The organism is Stenotrophomonas sp. 05N423 (assembly GCF_056397145.1).
Genome location: NZ_JBFTMV010000001.1, coordinates 431,337 through 448,234, shown reverse-complemented (window position 1 = coordinate 448,234; position 16,898 = coordinate 431,337). Strand labels below are relative to the sequence as shown.

At 69.1% G+C, this 16,898-nt stretch carries 16 protein-coding genes; 8 read left to right on the top strand and 8 right to left on the bottom strand.

Translation table 11 applies throughout. The features are described from left to right. Positions 1 to 213: 213 nt before the first annotated feature. Together AC1DGW_RS01960 and AC1DGW_RS01955 are read right to left on the bottom strand one after the other, a co-directional pair. Positions 214 to 1,341 carry a polyamine ABC transporter substrate-binding protein gene (locus AC1DGW_RS01960; RefSeq protein WP_478018995.1) on the bottom strand — a complete coding sequence of 376 codons (1,128 nt, stop codon included), beginning with the start codon at positions 1,339 to 1,341 and terminating at the stop codon, positions 214 to 216. Between the two features lie 101 nt (positions 1,342 to 1,442). Then, positions 1,443 to 2,834: a glutamine synthetase family protein gene (locus tag AC1DGW_RS01955; RefSeq protein ID WP_478018994.1), complete on the bottom strand. Its 1,392-nt coding sequence runs from the start codon at positions 2,832 to 2,834 to the stop codon at positions 1,443 to 1,445. Positions 2,835 to 3,012: 178 nt separating this feature from the next. Between AC1DGW_RS01955 and AC1DGW_RS01950 the strand changes: the two genes are divergently transcribed. The 3 genes from AC1DGW_RS01950 (at position 3,013) to AC1DGW_RS01940 (ending at position 6,329) form a co-directional block, all read left to right on the top strand. Beyond that, positions 3,013 to 4,314, top strand: coding sequence for an NAD(P)/FAD-dependent oxidoreductase (locus tag AC1DGW_RS01950; protein ID WP_478018993.1), 1,302 nt, complete (start codon positions 3,013 to 3,015; stop codon positions 4,312 to 4,314). A 153-nt stretch (positions 4,315 to 4,467) separates the two neighbouring features. Continuing rightward, entirely contained in the window at positions 4,468 to 5,778 is a 1,311-nt protein-coding gene (locus AC1DGW_RS01945) for a GGDEF domain-containing response regulator (protein ID WP_478018992.1), read from the top strand. 89 nt (positions 5,779 to 5,867) lie between these two features. Beyond that, positions 5,868 to 6,329 (top strand): bacteriohemerythrin, encoded by a 462-nt coding sequence (locus AC1DGW_RS01940; RefSeq protein ID WP_478018991.1) that lies wholly within the window; start codon positions 5,868 to 5,870, stop codon positions 6,327 to 6,329. Between the two features lie 148 nt (positions 6,330 to 6,477). On the opposite strand, the gene AC1DGW_RS01935 is transcribed toward AC1DGW_RS01940, so the two are convergent. Further along, positions 6,478 to 7,758, bottom strand: a complete 1,281-nt coding sequence (locus AC1DGW_RS01935; protein WP_478019616.1) for an MFS transporter — start codon at positions 7,756 to 7,758, stop codon at positions 6,478 to 6,480. A 208-nt stretch (positions 7,759 to 7,966) separates the two neighbouring features. On the opposite strand from AC1DGW_RS01935, the gene AC1DGW_RS01930 reads away from it, so the two are divergent. Together AC1DGW_RS01930 and AC1DGW_RS01925 are read left to right on the top strand one after the other, a co-directional pair. Then, complete coding sequence (locus AC1DGW_RS01930) at positions 7,967 to 9,928, top strand: oleate hydratase (protein WP_478018990.1); 1,962 nt, start codon at positions 7,967 to 7,969, stop codon at positions 9,926 to 9,928. Positions 9,929 to 10,181: 253 nt separating this feature from the next. Then, positions 10,182 to 10,616, top strand: a complete 435-nt coding sequence (locus AC1DGW_RS01925; RefSeq protein ID WP_478018989.1) for a PepSY domain-containing protein — start codon at positions 10,182 to 10,184, stop codon at positions 10,614 to 10,616. Positions 10,617 to 10,722: 106 nt separating this feature from the next. On the opposite strand, the gene dapA is transcribed toward AC1DGW_RS01925, so the two are convergent. From dapA to AC1DGW_RS01905, 4 genes are all read right to left on the bottom strand, one after another. Continuing rightward, positions 10,723 to 11,622 carry a 4-hydroxy-tetrahydrodipicolinate synthase gene (dapA, locus tag AC1DGW_RS01920; RefSeq protein ID WP_478018988.1) on the bottom strand — a complete coding sequence of 300 codons (900 nt, stop codon included), beginning with the start codon at positions 11,620 to 11,622 and terminating at the stop codon, positions 10,723 to 10,725. A 135-nt stretch (positions 11,623 to 11,757) separates the two neighbouring features. Further along, the gene (locus tag AC1DGW_RS01915) at positions 11,758 to 12,177 is read right to left on the bottom strand and encodes a hypothetical protein (RefSeq protein WP_478018987.1); all 420 of its coding nucleotides are present in this window, start codon (positions 12,175 to 12,177) and stop codon (positions 11,758 to 11,760) included. A gap of 33 nt (positions 12,178 to 12,210) precedes the next feature. Further along, positions 12,211 to 12,564, bottom strand: coding sequence for a GlpM family protein (locus AC1DGW_RS01910; protein ID WP_478018986.1), 354 nt, complete (start codon positions 12,562 to 12,564; stop codon positions 12,211 to 12,213). A gap of 49 nt (positions 12,565 to 12,613) precedes the next feature. Then, the gene (locus AC1DGW_RS01905) at positions 12,614 to 12,973 is read right to left on the bottom strand and encodes a DUF1304 domain-containing protein (protein WP_478019614.1); all 360 of its coding nucleotides are present in this window, start codon (positions 12,971 to 12,973) and stop codon (positions 12,614 to 12,616) included. Positions 12,974 to 13,095: 122 nt separating this feature from the next. On the opposite strand from AC1DGW_RS01905, the gene AC1DGW_RS01900 reads away from it, so the two are divergent. The 3 genes from AC1DGW_RS01900 (at position 13,096) to AC1DGW_RS01890 (ending at position 16,464) form a co-directional block, all read left to right on the top strand. Continuing rightward, on the top strand, positions 13,096 to 13,968 hold the full coding sequence (locus AC1DGW_RS01900; protein WP_478019612.1) for a plasmid replication/partition related protein: 873 nt from the start codon (positions 13,096 to 13,098) through the stop codon (positions 13,966 to 13,968). Between the two features lie 136 nt (positions 13,969 to 14,104). Beyond that, entirely contained in the window at positions 14,105 to 15,178 is a 1,074-nt protein-coding gene (locus tag AC1DGW_RS01895; protein WP_478018985.1) for a DUF5671 domain-containing protein, read from the top strand. A 62-nt stretch (positions 15,179 to 15,240) separates the two neighbouring features. Further along, a complete protein-coding gene (locus AC1DGW_RS01890; RefSeq protein ID WP_478019610.1) occupies positions 15,241 to 16,464 on the top strand; it encodes a DUF445 domain-containing protein in 1,224 nt (407 codons plus the stop codon). 48 nt (positions 16,465 to 16,512) lie between these two features. On the opposite strand, the gene AC1DGW_RS01885 is transcribed toward AC1DGW_RS01890, so the two are convergent. After that, positions 16,513 to 16,860, bottom strand: a complete 348-nt coding sequence (locus tag AC1DGW_RS01885; protein WP_456118779.1) for a RidA family protein — start codon at positions 16,858 to 16,860, stop codon at positions 16,513 to 16,515. Between the last annotated feature and the right edge of the window lie 38 nt (positions 16,861 to 16,898).

Genomic DNA, 16,898 nt, shown 5'->3' with positions numbered 1-16,898 from the left:
CCGGCTTTTTGCCGGCGACACCCTGCCGTTCCACGCAGGAATGCCCTGTTCGACGCTGCATGGACCGGGTGGCGCGCCAGAAATGCCGGCCGAAGGAGAAGCCCCCCTTGGAGTCCAAGGGGGGCGCGCCAAAGGCGCGGGGGATGTGGATGAAGATGAGCCGGGGCCCAAGGTTTGCCTTGCAAACCTTGGGGAACTACGCGAATGCGTAGTTCAGCGCCCGGTCTTGATCTCGGTCCAGAGCCGGGTGTAGAGCTTGTCCACTTCCGGCGGGTTGATCGCGTAGGTGAACATCTTCGCCGCCACCTCTTCCGGCGGGTAGATGGTCCTGTCATCGCGGATCGCCGCGTCCACCAGCGGCGTGGCCGACTTCACCGGATTGGCGTAGTGGGTGACGTTGGTGTTGTTGGCGGCCACCTGCGGTTCGAGCAGGTAGTTGATGAACGCATAGGCGTTCTCCGGGTGCTTGGCGTCCTTCGGGATGGCCAGCATGTCGAACCACTGCGGCGCGCCTTCCTTCGGGATCGAATAGGCCACTTCCACGCCGTTGCCGGCCTCCTCGGCGCGGTCGCGCGCCTGGATGATGTCGCCCGACCAGCCCACCACCAGGCAGGTGCTGCCATTGGCCAGCGAGCCGACATACTGGCTGGAGTGGAAGTTCTGCACGTACGGGCGGATGGTCTTGAGCAGGTCGGCGGCCTTCTGGAGGGTGGCCGGATCGGTGCTGTGCGGGTCCTGGCCCAGGTAGTGCAGCGCGATCGGGATCATGTCCGACGGGGTGTCGAGGATGGTGACACCGCAGTCCTTCATTTTGGCGATGTTCTCCGGCTTGAACACCAGGTCCCAGCTGTTGGCGATGTCGGCGCTGCCGCCGAAACGCTCCTTGAGCTTGGCCACGTTGTAGCCGATGCCGGTGGTGCCGATCATGTACGGCACGCCATACCGGTTCTCCGGGTCCTGGCCGGCGATGCGCGCCATCACGGCCGGATCGAGGTTGGCCAGGTTCGGGATCCTGCTCTTGTCCAGCGGCAGGAACACGCCGGCCTGGATCTGGCGGCCGAAGAAGTTCAACGTCGGCACCACGATGTCGTAGCCGCTGTCGCCGGTCAGCAGTTTGGTCTCGACCATCTCGTCGCTGTCGAACACATCGTAGGTGACCTTGACGCCGGTCGCCTTCTCGAAGTTCGGGATGGTGTCCTCGGCGATGTAGTCCGAGTAGTTGTAGACGTTGAGGACCTTGGCCTCGCCGCCGTCGGCGGTCTTGGCGCCCTCTTCCTTCTTGCCACCGCAGGCGGCGAGCAGGGACATGGCGACGCCAACGGTCAGGATGCGCAGATTCATGGGTTCTCCAGTGTGATCCGGGAGGTGCCGGCTGAACCGGCGGGCGGGGTATTGTCCCATGAAGCCCCTGCAGGAGCGACGTCGCTCCTGCGAAGCGGTTTTCAGACGTTGAGCAGCAGGAACTCCCGCTCCCAGGAACTGATGACGCGGAAGAAGGTCTCGTACTCCTTGCGCTTGACCGAGACATAGGCCCGGCAGAAGCGGCGGCCGAGCAGTTCCTGCAGTGGCTCGCAGCGCTCCAGCCCGTCCAGCGCCTCGCCCAGCGAGCGCGGCAGCGCATAGCCCGGCGCCTTGGCGTTGCCGGAGACCGGCGCGGCCGGGGTGAGCTTCTCGCGGATGCCGAGCAGACCGCAGGCCAGGGTCGCGGCCATGGCCAGGTAGGGATTGGCATCGGAACCGGCGAAGCGGCTTTCCACGCGGCTGTTCTCCAGGCTGTCGATCGGCACCCGCAGGCCGCAGGTGCGGTTGTCGAAGCCCCATTCGACGTTGCTCGGCGACACCTCGCCGAACACCAGCCGGCGGTAGGAGTTCACGTTCGGCGCGAAGAACGCCATCGCCATCGGCACGTACTTCTGCAGTCCTCCCAGGTACTGCATGAACAGCGCGCTGTACTCGCCCTCGCCTTCGCCGGCGAACACGTTGGCGCCGTCGCGGGTGCGCAGCAGGCTCTGGTGGATGTGCATGGCGCTGCCCGGCTCGGTCTCCATCGGCTTGGCCAGGAAGGTCGCGTACACGCCGTGGCGCAGCGCCGCCTCGCGCATGGTGCGCTTGAACAGGAATACCTGGTCGGCCAGCGCCATGGCGTCGGCATGGGTGAAGTTCACTTCCAGCTGCGCCGCGCCGGATTCGTGGATCAGCGTGTCCACGTCCAGCTTCATCGCGTCGCAGTAGTCGTACATCAGGTCGAGGATGGGGTCGAACTCGTTGACCGCGTCGATCGAATACGACTGGCGCGCGGTTTCCGGGCGCCCGGAGCGGCCGGCCGGCGGCAGCAGCGGGAAATCCGGGTCGGTGTTCTTCTGTACCAGGAAGAACTCCACCTCAGGCGCCACGATGGGCTTGAGCCCCAGCTCGTCGTAGGCGGCCAGTACCCGCCGCAGCACGTTGCGCGGCGCCAGTTCGTGCGGCTGTCCGCTGCGCGTGTAGCAGTCGTGGATGACCTGCGCGGTGGGGTCGGTCGCCCACGGCACCATGCGCACCGTATCCGGGTCCGGGCGCAGCACCATGTCCGAATCGGCCGGCGCCACCAGCTCGTAGTAGTCATCGGGCGAATCGCCGGTGACGGTGGTGGCGAAGATGCCCTCGGGCAGCCGCGTGCCATAGTCGTGCGAGAACTTGTCGGCCGGGATGATCTTGCCGCGCGCGTTGCCGGTGATGTCCGGCACCAGGCACTCGACCTCGGTGATGTTGCGCTGCTTGAGCCAGCGCAGCAGGGTGCTGTCTTCCTGCACGGCGGCAGGCTTGCGGGGACGGGAACGGGGGCGGGAGCTCATGACGGTTCGGCTTCGGTTGCATGACAGGCGCCAGCCACCGGCACGGATGCCCTGCCCCGGTGGCGAGGTGTGCAGGCACGCTACTGCCGGCCCGTCGTTTAGGCAACCGGCCACCGCCGCCCCGCCACCATGCGGACGATGCGCCCGGACACGTAGACTGCACTGCCCGCCTGTTTCGATGCGCCTGATGCCCGTGGACGCCACCCGGTCCGACTATCCGCCCAGCTGGTATGCGGCCAGCCTTCCACCGGTCGCGCCGCGCGCGCCGTTGCGCGGCCACGCACGCGCGGACGTGGCGGTGCTGGGCGCCGGCTATACCGGGCTGATCGCCGCCCTGGCCCTGGCCGAAAAGGGCTACCGGGTGACGCTGCTGGAGGCCGAGCGCGTCGGCTGGGGGGCCTCCGGCCGCAACGGCGGCCAGGCACTGGCCGGCTATGGCTGCGACCAGCACACGCTGGAATCCCTGCTCGGCGACCGCGATGCGCGGCTGCTGTTCGAGTTCTCGCGCGACGGCCTGCACAGGCTCAAGGAGCGCATCGCGCGCCACGGCATCGACTGCGACTGGCGCGATGGCCACGCCAGCGTGCCGATCCGCCGCCGCCAGGAGCGGGCGCTGCGCGCCGACCTGGAGGTCCTGACGCGGCGCTACGACCATCGGCTGCAATGGTGGGACCGCGCGCAGCTGCGGCAGGTACTGGCCAGCGACCGCTACCGCGGCGCGCTGTACGACCCGGCCAGCGGCCACCTGCACCCGCTGGCCTATGCCCAGGGGCTGGCGCGCGCGGCCGAAGCGGCCGGCGTCATCGTGCATGAGCATTCGCCGGTACAGCGCCTGGAACGCGGCGCACGCCCCACACTGCACACGACACAGGGCCGGGTGGAAGCCGACTTCGTGGTGCTGGCCGGCAATGCCTGGCTGCAGGGCATCGCGCCGGAACTGGAAACGCGGATGATGCCGGTTGGTACCTATATCGGCGCGACCGTGCCGCTCGGCGCCGAGCGCGCGCACGGCCTGATCCGCAACGACATGGCCGTGGCCGACGTGAACTGGGCGCTGGACTATTTCCGCCTCAGCCGCGACCACCGCCTGCTGTTCGGCGGCCAGGCCAGCTATTCGGCGCTGCCGCCACCCGGCCTGCGCGGGGTGATGACCCGGCGCATGCGCGCGGTGTTCCCGCAGCTGGCCGACGTGGAACTGGACTATGTGTGGGGCGGCTACATCGACATCACCCGCAACCGCGCCCCGCACTGGGGCCGGCTCACACCCAATGTCTACTTCGCGCAGGGCTTCTCCGGCCACGGCGTGGCCAGCACCGGTCTTGCCGGCGACGTCATCGCCGAAGCCATCGCCGGGCAGGCGCAGCGGCTGGACGTGTTCGAGCGCATCGCGCACCACCGGTTCCCCGGCGGCGCGGCACTGCGCCGTCCGCTGCTGGTGGCGGCGATGTCCTGGTACAAGCTGCGCGACCTGCTGTGGTGAGAGCGGTTCCAGCCACCGGAAGCGATACCCGGCACATCGCCGCGGACAATGCATTGACCCTCGTCATCGCTCTGTCGTTGCCGCCGGGTTAAAGTCCGCCGCGCACCGGCCGCTAACCGGATGCGACGACCCGCCACCGGATCCTCCGCCCCCATGACAGCGCCGCCACCGGCCGGCTTCGACAGCCGACCGATCGCCCCCCTGCCGCAACGCATCCTGCTGGTCGAGAACTCGCGCACCTTCACCACGATGCTGCGCGAGGCCATCGAGCAGCGCCTGGAACTGCCGGTCAGCGTGGCCTCCTCGCTGGCCGAGGCCGGCGCCCTGCTCGACGCCGAGGACGACTGGTTCCTGGTGCTGACCGGGCTGGTGCTGGCCGATGGCGACCGCGACGGCGTGGTGGCGTACTTCGTCGGACGCGGGCTGCCGACCATCGTGGTCAGCAGCGTCTATGACGAAGACCTGCGCAAGCGCGTGCTGCAGCAGGACATCATCGACTACGTGCTGAAGAACACGCCCGGCAGCCTGGACTACCTGGTCTGGCTGGTGCAGCGGCTGGACCGCAACCGCCGCATCTCCGCGCTGGTGGTGGACGACTCGCCCTCGGCGCGTGGCTACGCCGCCTCGCTGCTGGGCATGTACGGCTACCGCGTCGCGCAGGCCGCCGACGGCCATGCCGCCCTGCAGGCGCTGGAAGCCGACCCGGCGATCCGCCTGGCCATCGTCGACCAGGAAATGCCGGGCATGGACGGCGTCGAGCTGACCCGCCGCCTGCGCGCCCTGCGCGCGCGCGACAAGGTCGCGGTGATCGGCATCTCCGGCAACTCCGATCCGTCGCTGATCCCGCGCTTCCTCAAGAACGGCGCCAACGACTTCCTGCGCAAGCCCTTCTCGCGCGAGGAGTTCTTCTGCCGGGTCTCGCAGAACGTGGACCAGCTGGAACTGATCGGCACCCTGCAGGACCTGGCGACCCGCGACTTCCTCACCGGCCTGCCCAACCGCCGCAGTTTCCTGGAGCAGAGCCAGCGCCGGCTCGAACGGCATACCGCCGATGCCGGCAGCGTCGCGGTGGCGATGGTCGACATCGACCATTTCAAGCACATCAACGACAGCCTCGGCCATGAGGCCGGCGACCAGGCGCTGCGCGCGGTGGCCGCAGTGCTGCATGCCCATACCCCGGCGCAGGATCTGAGCGCCCGCTTCGGCGGCGAGGAATTCTGCCTGCTGGTCACCGCACCGGACGAGGACGCCTGCACGCGGCACTTCGAGCAGTTGCGCGCGGCGGTCGCCGCGCTCAAGCTGAGCCTGGGCGGCAACACGCTGCGCATGACCGTGAGCATCGGCGTATGCCGCATGCCGGCCCGCAGCAGCACCCTGCACGCGCTGATCGCCGAGGCCGACCGCCAGCTTTACCTGGCCAAGGCCGGCGGCCGCAACCGCGTGCACAGCGTTACCCTCGCCTGAACCGCAGGCTGGCTTTGATCCAGATCAACGCGGCACGCCGCCGCCGTCCCTAGAGTGCGCCCCGACAGCACTCATCTGGAGAAACGGCGTTGGCACTTCTGGTCTGGCAGGACGATCTCAACACGGGCGTGGAGGTCATCGACCACCAGCACATGCGCATCGTGGAGATGCTCAATCACCTGCACGTGACCCAGAAAAGCCTGGAGCGGATCGCCGTCGGCGAGGTGATCGACGAACTGATCGACTACACCCTGTCGCACTTCGCATTCGAAGAAGAGCTGATGGAGGAAGCCGGCTATCCGTTCTGCGCCGCGCACAAGCGCGTGCACGAGGTGTTCATCAAGCGCGTCTCCGAATACCGGATGCGCTTCGAGGCTGGCGAGGACATCACCGACGAGCTGCGCAACATGCTCTCGCGCTGGCTGTTCAACCACATCCGCGGCGATGACAAGGCTTACGCAGAACAGGTCAAGCGCCACCTCAACAAGTTCGCCCGCGACCACCAGGACGGCGGCTGGCTCGGGCGCACGCTCAAGCGCCTGTTCCACTGACCACGCCGCGATCCGGCCTGCGCCGCGCGGCACAGGGAGGAACGCCATGAAACAGGGAACCGCCGGGGACGACGCCCGGCACCCGGCCATCGAGGGCCGACGGCCGCCATGGACGGTGGCCACCTCCCGGCCCGCGCGGGATGCGCCGTCAGCCCCGCGCCGCGTTGCGGCCCTGGATCGCCCACAGCGCCAGCGCGGTGACCAGCGCGGTGGCGCACAGGTAGCCGCCGACCGCGGCGACACCGAATTTCCCCGCCAGCCAGGTCGCCGCGTAGGGCGCCGGCGCGGCGCCCAGGATGCCGGCCAGGTTGAACGACAGCGAGGCGCCGGTATAGCGCACCTGCACCGGATAGAGGCTGGCCAGCATGGTGCCGCAGGGCCCGTAGGTCAGGCCCATCAGGAACAGCCCCAGCGACAGGAAGCCCAGCACCTGCCAGGGGTGCGCGGCCTGGAACAGTGGCTTGAACAGCAGGCCGAACACGAAGATGGCCAGCGTCGCCAGCAGCATCGTCCGGATCGTGCCATGGCGGTCGCCGTGCATCGCCGCCAGCGGGATGCCGGCGGCGAAGAACAGGATGCCGGCCATCTGCAGCAGCAGGAACTGTTCGCGCGTGTAGCCCAGCGCCGAGGTGCCATAGCCCAGGGTAAACACCGTCATCAGGTAGAACAGCACGAAGGTCGCGAACGCGGCCAGGGTGCCGGCCACCAGCGCGAAGCCATGGCCGGCGATCACCTCGCGCATCGGCAGGCGCACCCGCTGCCCGCCCTCCACCGCACGGCGGAAGTCCGGGGTCTCGTGGATGTTCAGGCGCACCCACAGGCCGACGATCACCAGCAGCGCGCTGGCGAGGAAGGGCACGCGCCAGCCCCAGGCCTGGAACGCCGCATCGTCCATCAGCCGGCCCAGCAGCAGGAAGATGCCGGCCGACATCAGGAAACCCAGCGGCGCGCCCAACTGCGGGAACATGCCGTACCAGGCGCGCTTGCCGGGCGGCGCGTTCTCCGTCGCCAGCAGCACCGCCCCGCCCCATTCGCCGCCCAGGCCCAATCCCTGGCCGAAGCGGCACAGCGCCAGCAGCGCCGGCGCCATCAACCCAAGGTCGGCGTAGGTGGGCAACAGGCCGATCGCCACCGTGGACAGGCCCATCGTCAACAACGCCGCCACCAGCGTGGCCTTGCGGCCGATGCGGTCGCCGTAGTGGCCGAACAGCGCCGAACCGACCGGCCGCGCGACGAAGGCCACGGCGAAGGTCGCCAGCGACTGCAACAGGGCCGCGTTCGCGCTGCTCTCGGGAAAGAACAGCTTCGGGAACACCAGCACCGCCGCGGTGGCGTAGATGTAGAAATCGAAGAATTCGATGGTGGTGCCGACCAGGCTGGCGGCAAGCACGCGGCGCGGGGAGTTGGCGGAAGCGGCGGTGGAAGGCATGGGTGCCATGGCGAGGGGATACCCGCGCAGTCTGCCACGCGCCCTGCACCGCACGCTGGCCGGTTGCAGACGACACCGATCGCCACCCCGTCCCGTGGCGCCCCTGCCGGGGCGGGGATTCACGTCGTACCGGCATGCGGCTCACTAGCCTTCCCCCGATGGCGGTGCGCGCCGTCGCCTTCCCCCCTTCCCCCAAGGAGACTCCCCCATGAGCGATTCCACGCCGCGCTTCGAGCGTGCGCCCGATGCCAGCCGCCGCTATTGGCACAACACCCCGCTCAACACGCTGCCGCCGCCGGACATGGTCGGCAACTACCAGCGCTTCAGGCCGCTGCCCACCGAGGGCATCGCCACGCGCAGGGCCTGGATCGTCGGCGGCGGCATCGCCGGGCTGGCCGCGGCCTTCTACCTGATCCGCGACGGCCACATGCCCGCGGCCAACATCACGATCATCGAGGGCCAGTCCGTGGAAGGCGGCTCGCTCGACGGCTCCGGCACTCCCGAGGAGGGTTACCTGGTGCGTGGCGGCCGCGAGATGAACTGGAACTACGACAACCTCTGGGACATGTTCCAGGACGTGCCGGCGCTGGAACTGCCCGAGGGCTTCAGCGTGCTCGACGAGTACCGCCTGCTCAACGACGCCGACCCCAACTGGTCGCGCGCGCGGCTGATGCACCGGCAGGGCGAGGTGCAGGCCGACTTCTCCCGCTTCGGCCTGAGCCGCAGGCAGCAGTGGGAAGTGGTCAGCCTGCTGCTCAAGCGCAAGGACGAACTGGACGACCTGACCATCCAGGACCATTTCAGCGAGGGCTTCCTGCAGAGCAACTTCTGGTTCCTGTTCCGCTCGATGTTCGCCTTCGAGAACTGGCACAGCCTGCTGGAGATGAAGCTGTACATGCACCGCTTCCTCGACGCCATCGACGGTTTCGGCGACATGTCGGCGCTGGTGTTCCCGAAGTTCAACCAGTACGACACCTTCGTCACTCCGCTGGTCCGCCTGCTGCGCGCCAAGGGCGTGCAGCTGCGCCTGGGCACCAAGGTGCTGGACATGGATTTCGACGTGCGCGACGGGCAGCGTACCGTCACCGCCCTGCACACCCGCACGGCCGGGGGCGATGGCCGCATCACCATCGAACCGCGCGACATGGTCATCGCCCTCACCGGCTCGATGACCGAGGACACCGCCTACGGCGACATGGACACCGCGCCGGTCCTGGTCCGGCGCGCGGATGGCCCGGCCGGGGACAGCGGCTGGAGCCTGTGGCGTAACCTCGCCCGGCAATCGCCGGCATTCGGCCGGCCGGACAAATTCTGCGGCGACATCGACCGCTCGATGTGGGAATCGGCGACGCTGACCTGCCGGCCGTCGCCGCTGGTGGACCGGCTGCGCGGACTGTCGGTCAACGACCCGGTTTCCGGGCGCACGGTGACCGGCGGCATCATCACCTTCACCGATTCCAACTGGGTGCTCAGCGTCACCATCAACCGCCAGCCGCATTTCCCCGGCCAGCCGCAGGACACGGTAGTGATGTGGGTCTACGCACTGCTGATGGACCAGCCCGGCAACCTGGTGAACAAGACCATGCCCGAATGCACCGGCCGCGAGATCGTCGCCGAGCTGTGCCACCACCTGGGCATCGCCGACCAGCTCGATGCGATCCTCCCGCACACCAAGGTTCGGCTGGCGCTGATGCCGTACATCACCGCGCAGTTCATGCCGCGCGCCGCCGGCGACCGCCCGCCGGTAGTGCCCGAGGGCTGCACCAACCTCGCCCTGGTCGGCCAGTTCGTCGAAACCGCCAACGACGTGGTGTTCACCATGGAAAGCTCGGTGCGCACGGCGCGCATCGCCGTCTACAGCCTGCTCGACCTGCCCAAGCAGGTGCCGGACATCAGCCCCACCCAGTACGACATCCGCAGCCTGCTCAAGGGCGCCCGCGCGCTCAACAACGGCGAGCCCTTCCCCGGCGAGCGGCTGCTGCACAAGCTGCTGGACGACACCTACTTCGCGCACATACTGCCGCCGCTGCCGAAGTCGGAGGGCGAATCCACGCGGCGCGAGCGCCTGGAAGCCGAGCTGTCCAGCCTGCGCGACAAGGGTGGCTCGGTGCTGCAGGGCTTCGCGCAGTGGCTGGATCGTTTCGGCCAGCAGCTGCGGCGGCGCGACTGAACCTGCCGGCATCGACTCGATGCAGGAAGGGGCGCTGAAGGCGCCCCTTCCTCGTCTGCGCATCGATCCGCATTCACCCCGGCTCGACACACCGCGAACATCGGACGAACGTCTTTTTCCCCTGCCGTCCACATCGGTTAACCGCTCCGGAGCGCCGCGCGGCGCATCCACACCGGTTCACGGCTGCGTACAGGAAGGCCCCGCTACGTTCCGGGCTGCGTGCAGAACGCGCCGATACGACAGGAGCAATCCCATGAACAATCGACCGCTACCTACCGCCCTCTTCGCCGCGGCCCTGGCACTGGCCGGTACCGGCATCGCCCAGGCACAGGACGCGCTGACCGCGCCGCAGGTGCGCGCGCAGCTGGAAGCGCAGGGCTATACCAGGGTCAAGGACCTGGAGTTCGAAGACGGCATGTGGAAGGCCGATGCGACCAGCGCCAACGGCAAGCGCGTGGATGTGCGCCTGGACCCGCGCACCGGCAATGTGTACCCGGCCAAGGCGGTCTCGCAATTGAGTGAAGCCGACATCCGCGCCCAGCTGTCCACCGCCGGCTACAGCGGCGTGCACGACGTGAAGCTCGACGACGGCCTGTGGAAGGCCAAGGGCAGGACCGCGGAGGGCGAGAAGGTGAAGGTGCGTCTGGATCCGACGACGGGCGAAGTGATCGCGCTGGAAAAGGACTGAGTCCCATCATGGGTGCGCCGGCCGCATGACAAGCTGGCCGGCGGCTGCGGGGCCAGGGCGGGTGCATACGACCGGCCCTGGCTTCTTCATTCCGCTACGCCTGCGGTCAGGCCAGCAGCCCGGCGTCGCGCAGCGCCGCTTCCACCCTGGGCTGGTTGCCGGGTTCCAGTTCGGTCATCGGCAGGCGCAGGGTGCCACCGCACAGGCCCAGGCGCTGCATCGCCCACTTCACCGGGATCGGGTTGGCCTCGACGAACAGCTGCTTGTGCACCGGCAGCAGGCGCTGCTGGATCGCCATCGCCGCGCGCACCTGGCCGGCCAGCGCGGCCACGCACAGCTCGTGCATCAGGCGCGGCGCCACATTGGCGGTCACGCTCACGTTGCCATGGCCGCCGCACAGCATCAGCGCCACCGCCGTGGCGTCGTCGCCCGAATACACCGCGAACCCTTCCGGCACCTCGCGGATCAGCCACTGCGCGCGCTCAAGGTTGCCGGTGGCTTCCTTGATGCCGATGACGCCCGGCACCTGCGCCAGCCGCAGCACGGTGTCGTGCTGCAGGTCTGCCACGCTGCGGCCCGGCACGTTGTAGAGCACGATCGGCAGGTCGCCGGTGGCCTCGGCTATCGCCTTGAAGTGGCGGTACTGCCCTTCCTGGCCCGGCTTGTTGTAGTACGGCACCACCTGCAGCTGGCTGTCGGCGCCGACCTTGCGCGCATACTGCGCCAGCGCGATGGCCTCGGCGGTGGAGTTGCCGCCGCAGCCGGCCATCACCGGCACCCGGCCGGCCGACTGCTCCACGGCCACGCGGATGATCTCGCAGTGTTCTTCCACGTCCACCGTCGGCGATTCGCCGGTGGTGCCGACCACGCCGATGCAGTCCGTGCCCTCGGCCACATGCCAGTCGACCAGCCGGCGCAGCGCCGGGTAGTCCACGCTGCCGTCTTCGTGCATGGGCGTGACGAGCGCGACGATGCTGCCGCGGAGAGGAACGTGGGAGGAAGTCATCGCGGTATCCGGAAGGCATTGGGGAGGGGGAACCCGGATTCTAATCGGGAAGGCGCGTCCGCTGCCTTCCGCGCGGGACGACCCGGCAGCGATGGTTTCAGACCGGACCAAATCGCGGTTCATCCCGCCGCGATGTCACGGGGCTCCGCAGTCCACGCATGCGTATTCGCCCGGCCCGCCCAGTCGCGCGGTGAACGTCCGCCGCTCGCCGGAATACGTGTGCGTCGCCGGTATCGTCAGCGTGGCGCCATCCAGGTCCGCACCTCCCGCATCCGCGCCACAGGCCCAGAAGCCACTCGACAGTTCGGCGAACGGAACCTCGACCAGCACCGTCGCCGCCTGCCCGCTGGCCGGCGCCCTCACCCATGCGATCCCGGCGCGGCAGCTGACGTGTTCGAAACCGACGCTCTCGAGCACGACGCGGTAGGTGCCGCTGGCGGCGCCCTGCTGCCAGTGACCGCCTTCGATCGTCCATGCGGTGGGCGCCGTCGCGTTCACGGACGCGGCAGCCAGCGCAAGCGCAGCCAGAAGCGTGACCCCGCGCCGGCGCTTCATGGCATCACCCGTGCATCGTTCCATGCCATCCGTTCAGGCCCCCGCCGAAGGATGCAGTCGCCCCCACAGCACGATCATCCCGAGCGCCATCAGCACCCACACCGCCGTCGCCACGCCCAGCGTCACCGCCAACGGCCAGCGCACGCTGCCGAAATAGACCGCGACCAGGTACCCCGCGTAGGGAAAGAGCGACCACAACCCGAACAGCGCCGTCTTCTGCAGGTCGGCGCCGGAGCGCTCCGTTCCCACGATGTAATGGGCGATCAGCGCGAAGGTGGGAAACAGCGGCACCAGGCCGGCGATGAAGAAACTCTTCGACCTCGCCAGCAGGGCGATCAGCAGCACGGCCAGCGCGCCCAGCAGCGATTTCAGGAACAGGGGAATCATCAGTTCGTCGATGTGGCTTTCGCAGGGATTCGGACTTCATGCACCGGCGCTAGCGGGCCGACAGGACCAGCGCCAGCGCGACGGCGGCCGGCAGCGCCTGCACGAACAGGATCCTGCGACTGGCGGTGGCGGCGCCGTAGATGCCGGCCACCAGGACGCAGGCCAGGAAGAACATCCGCACGGCGTACCCGGCCGGGCCAAGGACCAGGCCGTAGACCAGGCCGGCGGCCAGGAAGCCGTTGTAGAGCCCCTGGTTCGCCGCCAGCACCTTCGTCTGCTCGGCGAACTCCCGTGTCAGGCCAAAGGCCTTGCGTCCGGCCGGCCTTGTCCACAGGAACATCTCCAGCACAAGGATGTAGACATGGATCAGCGCGACCAGGGCGGTTGCGATATCGGCAATGAGGAACATGACCGCCTCGTCCAGTCGCGGCAGGCGAGCATGATCGACTTCCCCCGGGCCGGCAAGCACGGCGGCCGTGCCGTCCCCCGCCTCACTTACAATGCCGCCCCCCACGTTCCACCGGCATGCGCATGGACATCATCGTCAACGAAGAACTCAAGGCCTACATCGATCCGCTGACCCCCGACGAGCACGACGCGCTGGAGCGCAGCCTGCTGGCCGAGGGCTGCCGCGATGCGCTGGTGCTGTGGGGCAACGTGCTGGTCGACGGCCACAACCGCTACGGCATCTGCAGCAGGCACGGCATCCCCTTCCAGACGGTGCAGAACACCCGCTTCCAGTCGATGGAGGACGTGCACCTGTGGATGATCGAGCAGCACCTGGGCCGGCGCAGCGTGTCCGATTTCCAGCGCGGCGTGCTGGCGCTGCGCAAGCGCGCGATCGTCGAGGCGCGCCACCGCGCCGAACAGGAGCAACTGCGCCGCGAGAGCGAGGGCGAAACGGCGCTGTCCACGGCGGAGGCCGATGCCGACGCCGATACGCCGCCATGGGAACCGGCGCCGAAACTGTCCAAGGCGGAGATCGCCCGCGAGGCCAAGCTCAGCGCCAGCCAGGTGAGCCTGATCGAGAAGATCAGCGCGCACGCCGCGCAGGAAGTGATCGAAGCGGTGAAGGCCGGCGAGATTTCGCTCAGCGCCGCTGCCGTGGTCGCCAGCCTGCCCGAAGAGGAACAGCGCGCCGCCGCCCAGGGCGGCAAGAGCGAGCTGAAGGAGGCGGCCAAGCGCGTGCGCGAATCGCGCCGCAGGCCCAAGGCGGCCGCCGAGCCCGGGGCCGCGGATGCGCAGGCCGCCCACGCGCAGGCCATCGCGGAGGATGGCGAAGTGGAGGCCCTGCGCCAGCGCGTGGCCTCGCTGACCGCGGAGAACCAAGCACTGCGCATGGAACTGGATGCCCTGCGCGCACGCCTGGCCAGCGCCGCTGCGACGGAAGACGCCGTGGCCTGACCGTCCGCCCGGACCCTGTCGTCAACGTGCCGGCAATGACGCCACGCCTCCACGGCCATGCCATCGCATGGCCACGGAATTGCACGACGGCCGGCGGGGCGGTCACCATGCGCCTGTCCCCACAGGAGCTCCCGCCATGGCCTCTGCCTCCCCGGAACTGGAACAGTTCGTCCGCGACGCGCTGATGCGCGGCCACAGCCGCGAACAGGTGAACCAGGCCCTGCTGGCCGCAGGTTGGAGCGCCGAACAGATACGCGGCGTGCTCGACGGCTGGGCCGACGTGGATTTCGCCTTGCCGGTGCCGCGCCCGCGTGCCTCGCTGTCCGCGCGCGAGGCCTTCCTCTACCTGTTGCTGTTCAGCGCCCTGTATTTCTTCGCCTGGAACCTCGGCAGCCTGCTGTTCGCCCTGCTGGAACATGCCCTGCCCGACCCCGCCGATGCGCAATGGCAGGTGATGCGGCTGACCGGTTCGATCCGCTGGTCGATCTCGGCGCTGGTCATCGCCTTCCCGGTGTTCGCCTTCCTCTCCCGCCACCTCGCCCACGATGTGGCGCGCAACCCGATCAAGCGCCTGTCGCCGATCCGCCGCTGGCTCACCTACCTGACCCTGTTCGCCGCCGCCGCCATCCTGATCGGCGACCTGACCATGCTGGTCTACAACCTGCTCGGCGGCGAACTGAGCCTGCGCTTCGTGCTCAAGGTGGGCGTGGTGGCCGCCATCGCCGGCACCGCATTCGGCCACTACCTGCGCGATCTCCGCCGCGAGGAAGTGCCCGGCGCCGACCAGACCGCCACCGGCCGCCGCGTGCTGTGGACCGCCGGCATCGCCACCGCGCTGGGCATCGCCGCCGGCATATGGGTCATCGATTCGCCGATGCGGCAACGGCTGCTGCGGCTGGACGGCGCCCGCGTCGAGAACCTGCAGACGCTGGATTCCGCCGTCAGGCTCTGGTGGGAAGAACACAAGGCGCTGCCAGCGGACTTCGACACACTGGCCGCGCAGCCGGGCGTCAACCTGCCCCGCCACGACCCGGCCGGCGGGGCGGACTACCGCTACCGCCCGCTCGACGCCGCGCACTACGAACTGTGCGCCGACTTCGCCACCGACAGCGGTGAGCGCACCGCCCGCTGGCGCCTGCCGGCGGCCGGGCAATGGGTACACCCGGCCGGCGCGCACTGTTTCCGCCGCGGCGTGGGCGACAAGGACTGAACGTGGGCGCCGCCGATCCGCGCCGCGCGCAGCTGCGCCGGCTCAAGCTGTACGCGCTGGCGATGCTGCTGGCGATGCTGGCCGGCTTCGTCGCCAGCCACCTCAACGGCGAGCGCGGCGTCTGGGCGTGGGTGGGCGCGTTCTGCGAGGCGGCCACGGTCGGCGCGCTGGCCGACTGGTTCGCGGTGGTGGCGCTGTTCCGCCGTCCGCTGAACCTGCCGATCCCGCATACCGCCATCATCCCGCGCAACAAGGCGCGCATCGCCGACAGCCTGGCGGTATTCGTGCGCGACCACTTCCTGGAACCGGAAGCGCTGCTGGCCAGGCTGAAGGTGTTCGACCCGGCCACGCGCCTGGGCCACTGGCTGGCGCAGCCACAGCAGGCGCGGATGCTCGCTGGCATGGCGCGCGGCTGGGCGCTGCAGGCGCTGGACCTGCTGGACGAAGCCGCCGTGCGCCGCACCATCCAGGGCTTCGTAGCCGAACAGCTGCGGCAGTGGAACGCCGCGGCCACCGCCGGCGACCTGCTCGGCCTGCTCACCGCCGACGACCGCCACCAGCGCGTGCTCGACGAGGGCCTGACCCGCGTCGCCGGCTGGCTCGACAGCGAGACCGTGCGCCAGCGCGCCTCGGCACTGATCGTGCGCTACATCCGCAAGGAATGGCCGAAGCTGGCCAGCACCGTGGACTGGGTCAAGCCCATCGACGAGATCGGCGACTCGCTCGCCGACCGCCTGGCCCGCGCCGGGCTGGACGAACTGCAGGCCATCCTCTCCCAGCCCGGCCATCCGCTGCGCCAGGACTATGCGCGCTGGCTGGGCGGTTACATGCAGCGGCTGCGCGAGGACCCGGCGCTGGCCGCGCGGGTGGACGCGCTCAAGCAGCAGGTGATCGACCATCCCGCCGTGCAGGACTATGTGCAGGGACTGTGGCAGCGCATCCAGCGCCAGCTGCGCGAGGATCTATCGCGGGAGGATTCGGCGCTGGCCGGTCACCTGGAACGCAACCTCGGCAAGCTCGGCGCCGCCATCGGCCGCGACCCGGCCCTGCGCGACGCGCTCAACCAGCACATGCTGGCAGGCGCGGAAAAACTCACCACGCGCCTGCGCAGCGGCGTGACCGCGCATATCGCACAGACGGTGAAGGGCTGGGACGAACGCAAGCTGGTCGAGCAGCTGGAACTGAGCGTGGGCCGCGACCTGCAGTACATCCGCTTCAACGGCACCCTGGTCGGCGGCCTGATCGGCCTGCTGCTGCATGCGCTGACCGGCTGGCTGCGGTTCTGAACGGAAGAGGGGGAAGCGTCATCCCCCACTCCGCCCCTCTCCAGGCGCTTACGGCACCGCCGCGGTGACGACGATCTCGATCTTCCACGCCGGGTTGGCGAGTTTGGCCTGCACGGTGGCGCGCGCCGGCGTGGCGCCTTCGGGCACCCACTTGTCCCAGGCCTGGTTCATGCCGGCGAAATCGGCCATGTCGGCCAGGAAGATCTCCGCGCGCAGGATGTGGCTCTTGTCGGTCGGCGCCAGCCGCAGCAGGTCGTCGATGGCCTGCAGCACCTGCTCGGTCTGGCCGACGATGTCGGCGCTGGTGTCTTCCGGCACCTGTCCGGCCAGATAGGCCACGCCGTGGTGGATGGTCATTTCCGACATGCGCGGACCGGTATCGAAACGCTCGATCATGGGGTTTTCCCGTGGGTGGATGTGCCGCCCATTGTGCC

Excerpts from the sequence above, each read along its gene's own strand:
- AC1DGW_RS01950 (WP_478018993.1), top strand. The coding sequence starts at position 3,013 with ATGCGCCTGATGCCCGTGGACGCCACCCGGTCCGACTATCCGCCCAGC.
- AC1DGW_RS01900 (WP_478019612.1), top strand. The coding sequence starts at position 13,096 with ATGGACATCATCGTCAACGAAGAACTCAAGGCCTACATCGATCCGCTG.
- AC1DGW_RS01915 (WP_478018987.1), bottom strand. The coding sequence starts at position 12,177 with ATGAAGCGCCGGCGCGGGGTCACGCTTCTGGCTGCGCTTGCGCTGGCT.
- AC1DGW_RS01935 (WP_478019616.1), bottom strand. The coding sequence starts at position 7,758 with ATGCCTTCCACCGCCGCTTCCGCCAACTCCCCGCGCCGCGTGCTTGCC.
- AC1DGW_RS01885 (WP_456118779.1), bottom strand. The coding sequence starts at position 16,860 with ATGATCGAGCGTTTCGATACCGGTCCGCGCATGTCGGAAATGACCATC.
- AC1DGW_RS01955 (WP_478018994.1), bottom strand. The coding sequence starts at position 2,834 with ATGAGCTCCCGCCCCCGTTCCCGTCCCCGCAAGCCTGCCGCCGTGCAG.
- AC1DGW_RS01895 (WP_478018985.1), top strand. The coding sequence starts at position 14,105 with ATGGCCTCTGCCTCCCCGGAACTGGAACAGTTCGTCCGCGACGCGCTG.
- AC1DGW_RS01905 (WP_478019614.1), bottom strand. The coding sequence starts at position 12,973 with ATGTTCCTCATTGCCGATATCGCAACCGCCCTGGTCGCGCTGATCCAT.
- AC1DGW_RS01945 (WP_478018992.1), top strand. The coding sequence starts at position 4,468 with ATGACAGCGCCGCCACCGGCCGGCTTCGACAGCCGACCGATCGCCCCC.
- AC1DGW_RS01890 (WP_478019610.1), top strand. The coding sequence starts at position 15,241 with ATGCTGCTGGCGATGCTGGCCGGCTTCGTCGCCAGCCACCTCAACGGC.
- AC1DGW_RS01930 (WP_478018990.1), top strand. The coding sequence starts at position 7,967 with ATGAGCGATTCCACGCCGCGCTTCGAGCGTGCGCCCGATGCCAGCCGC.
- AC1DGW_RS01910 (WP_478018986.1), bottom strand. The coding sequence starts at position 12,564 with ATGATTCCCCTGTTCCTGAAATCGCTGCTGGGCGCGCTGGCCGTGCTG.
- AC1DGW_RS01960 (WP_478018995.1), bottom strand. The coding sequence starts at position 1,341 with ATGAATCTGCGCATCCTGACCGTTGGCGTCGCCATGTCCCTGCTCGCC.
- AC1DGW_RS01925 (WP_478018989.1), top strand. The coding sequence starts at position 10,182 with ATGAACAATCGACCGCTACCTACCGCCCTCTTCGCCGCGGCCCTGGCA.
- dapA (WP_478018988.1), bottom strand. The coding sequence starts at position 11,622 with ATGACTTCCTCCCACGTTCCTCTCCGCGGCAGCATCGTCGCGCTCGTC.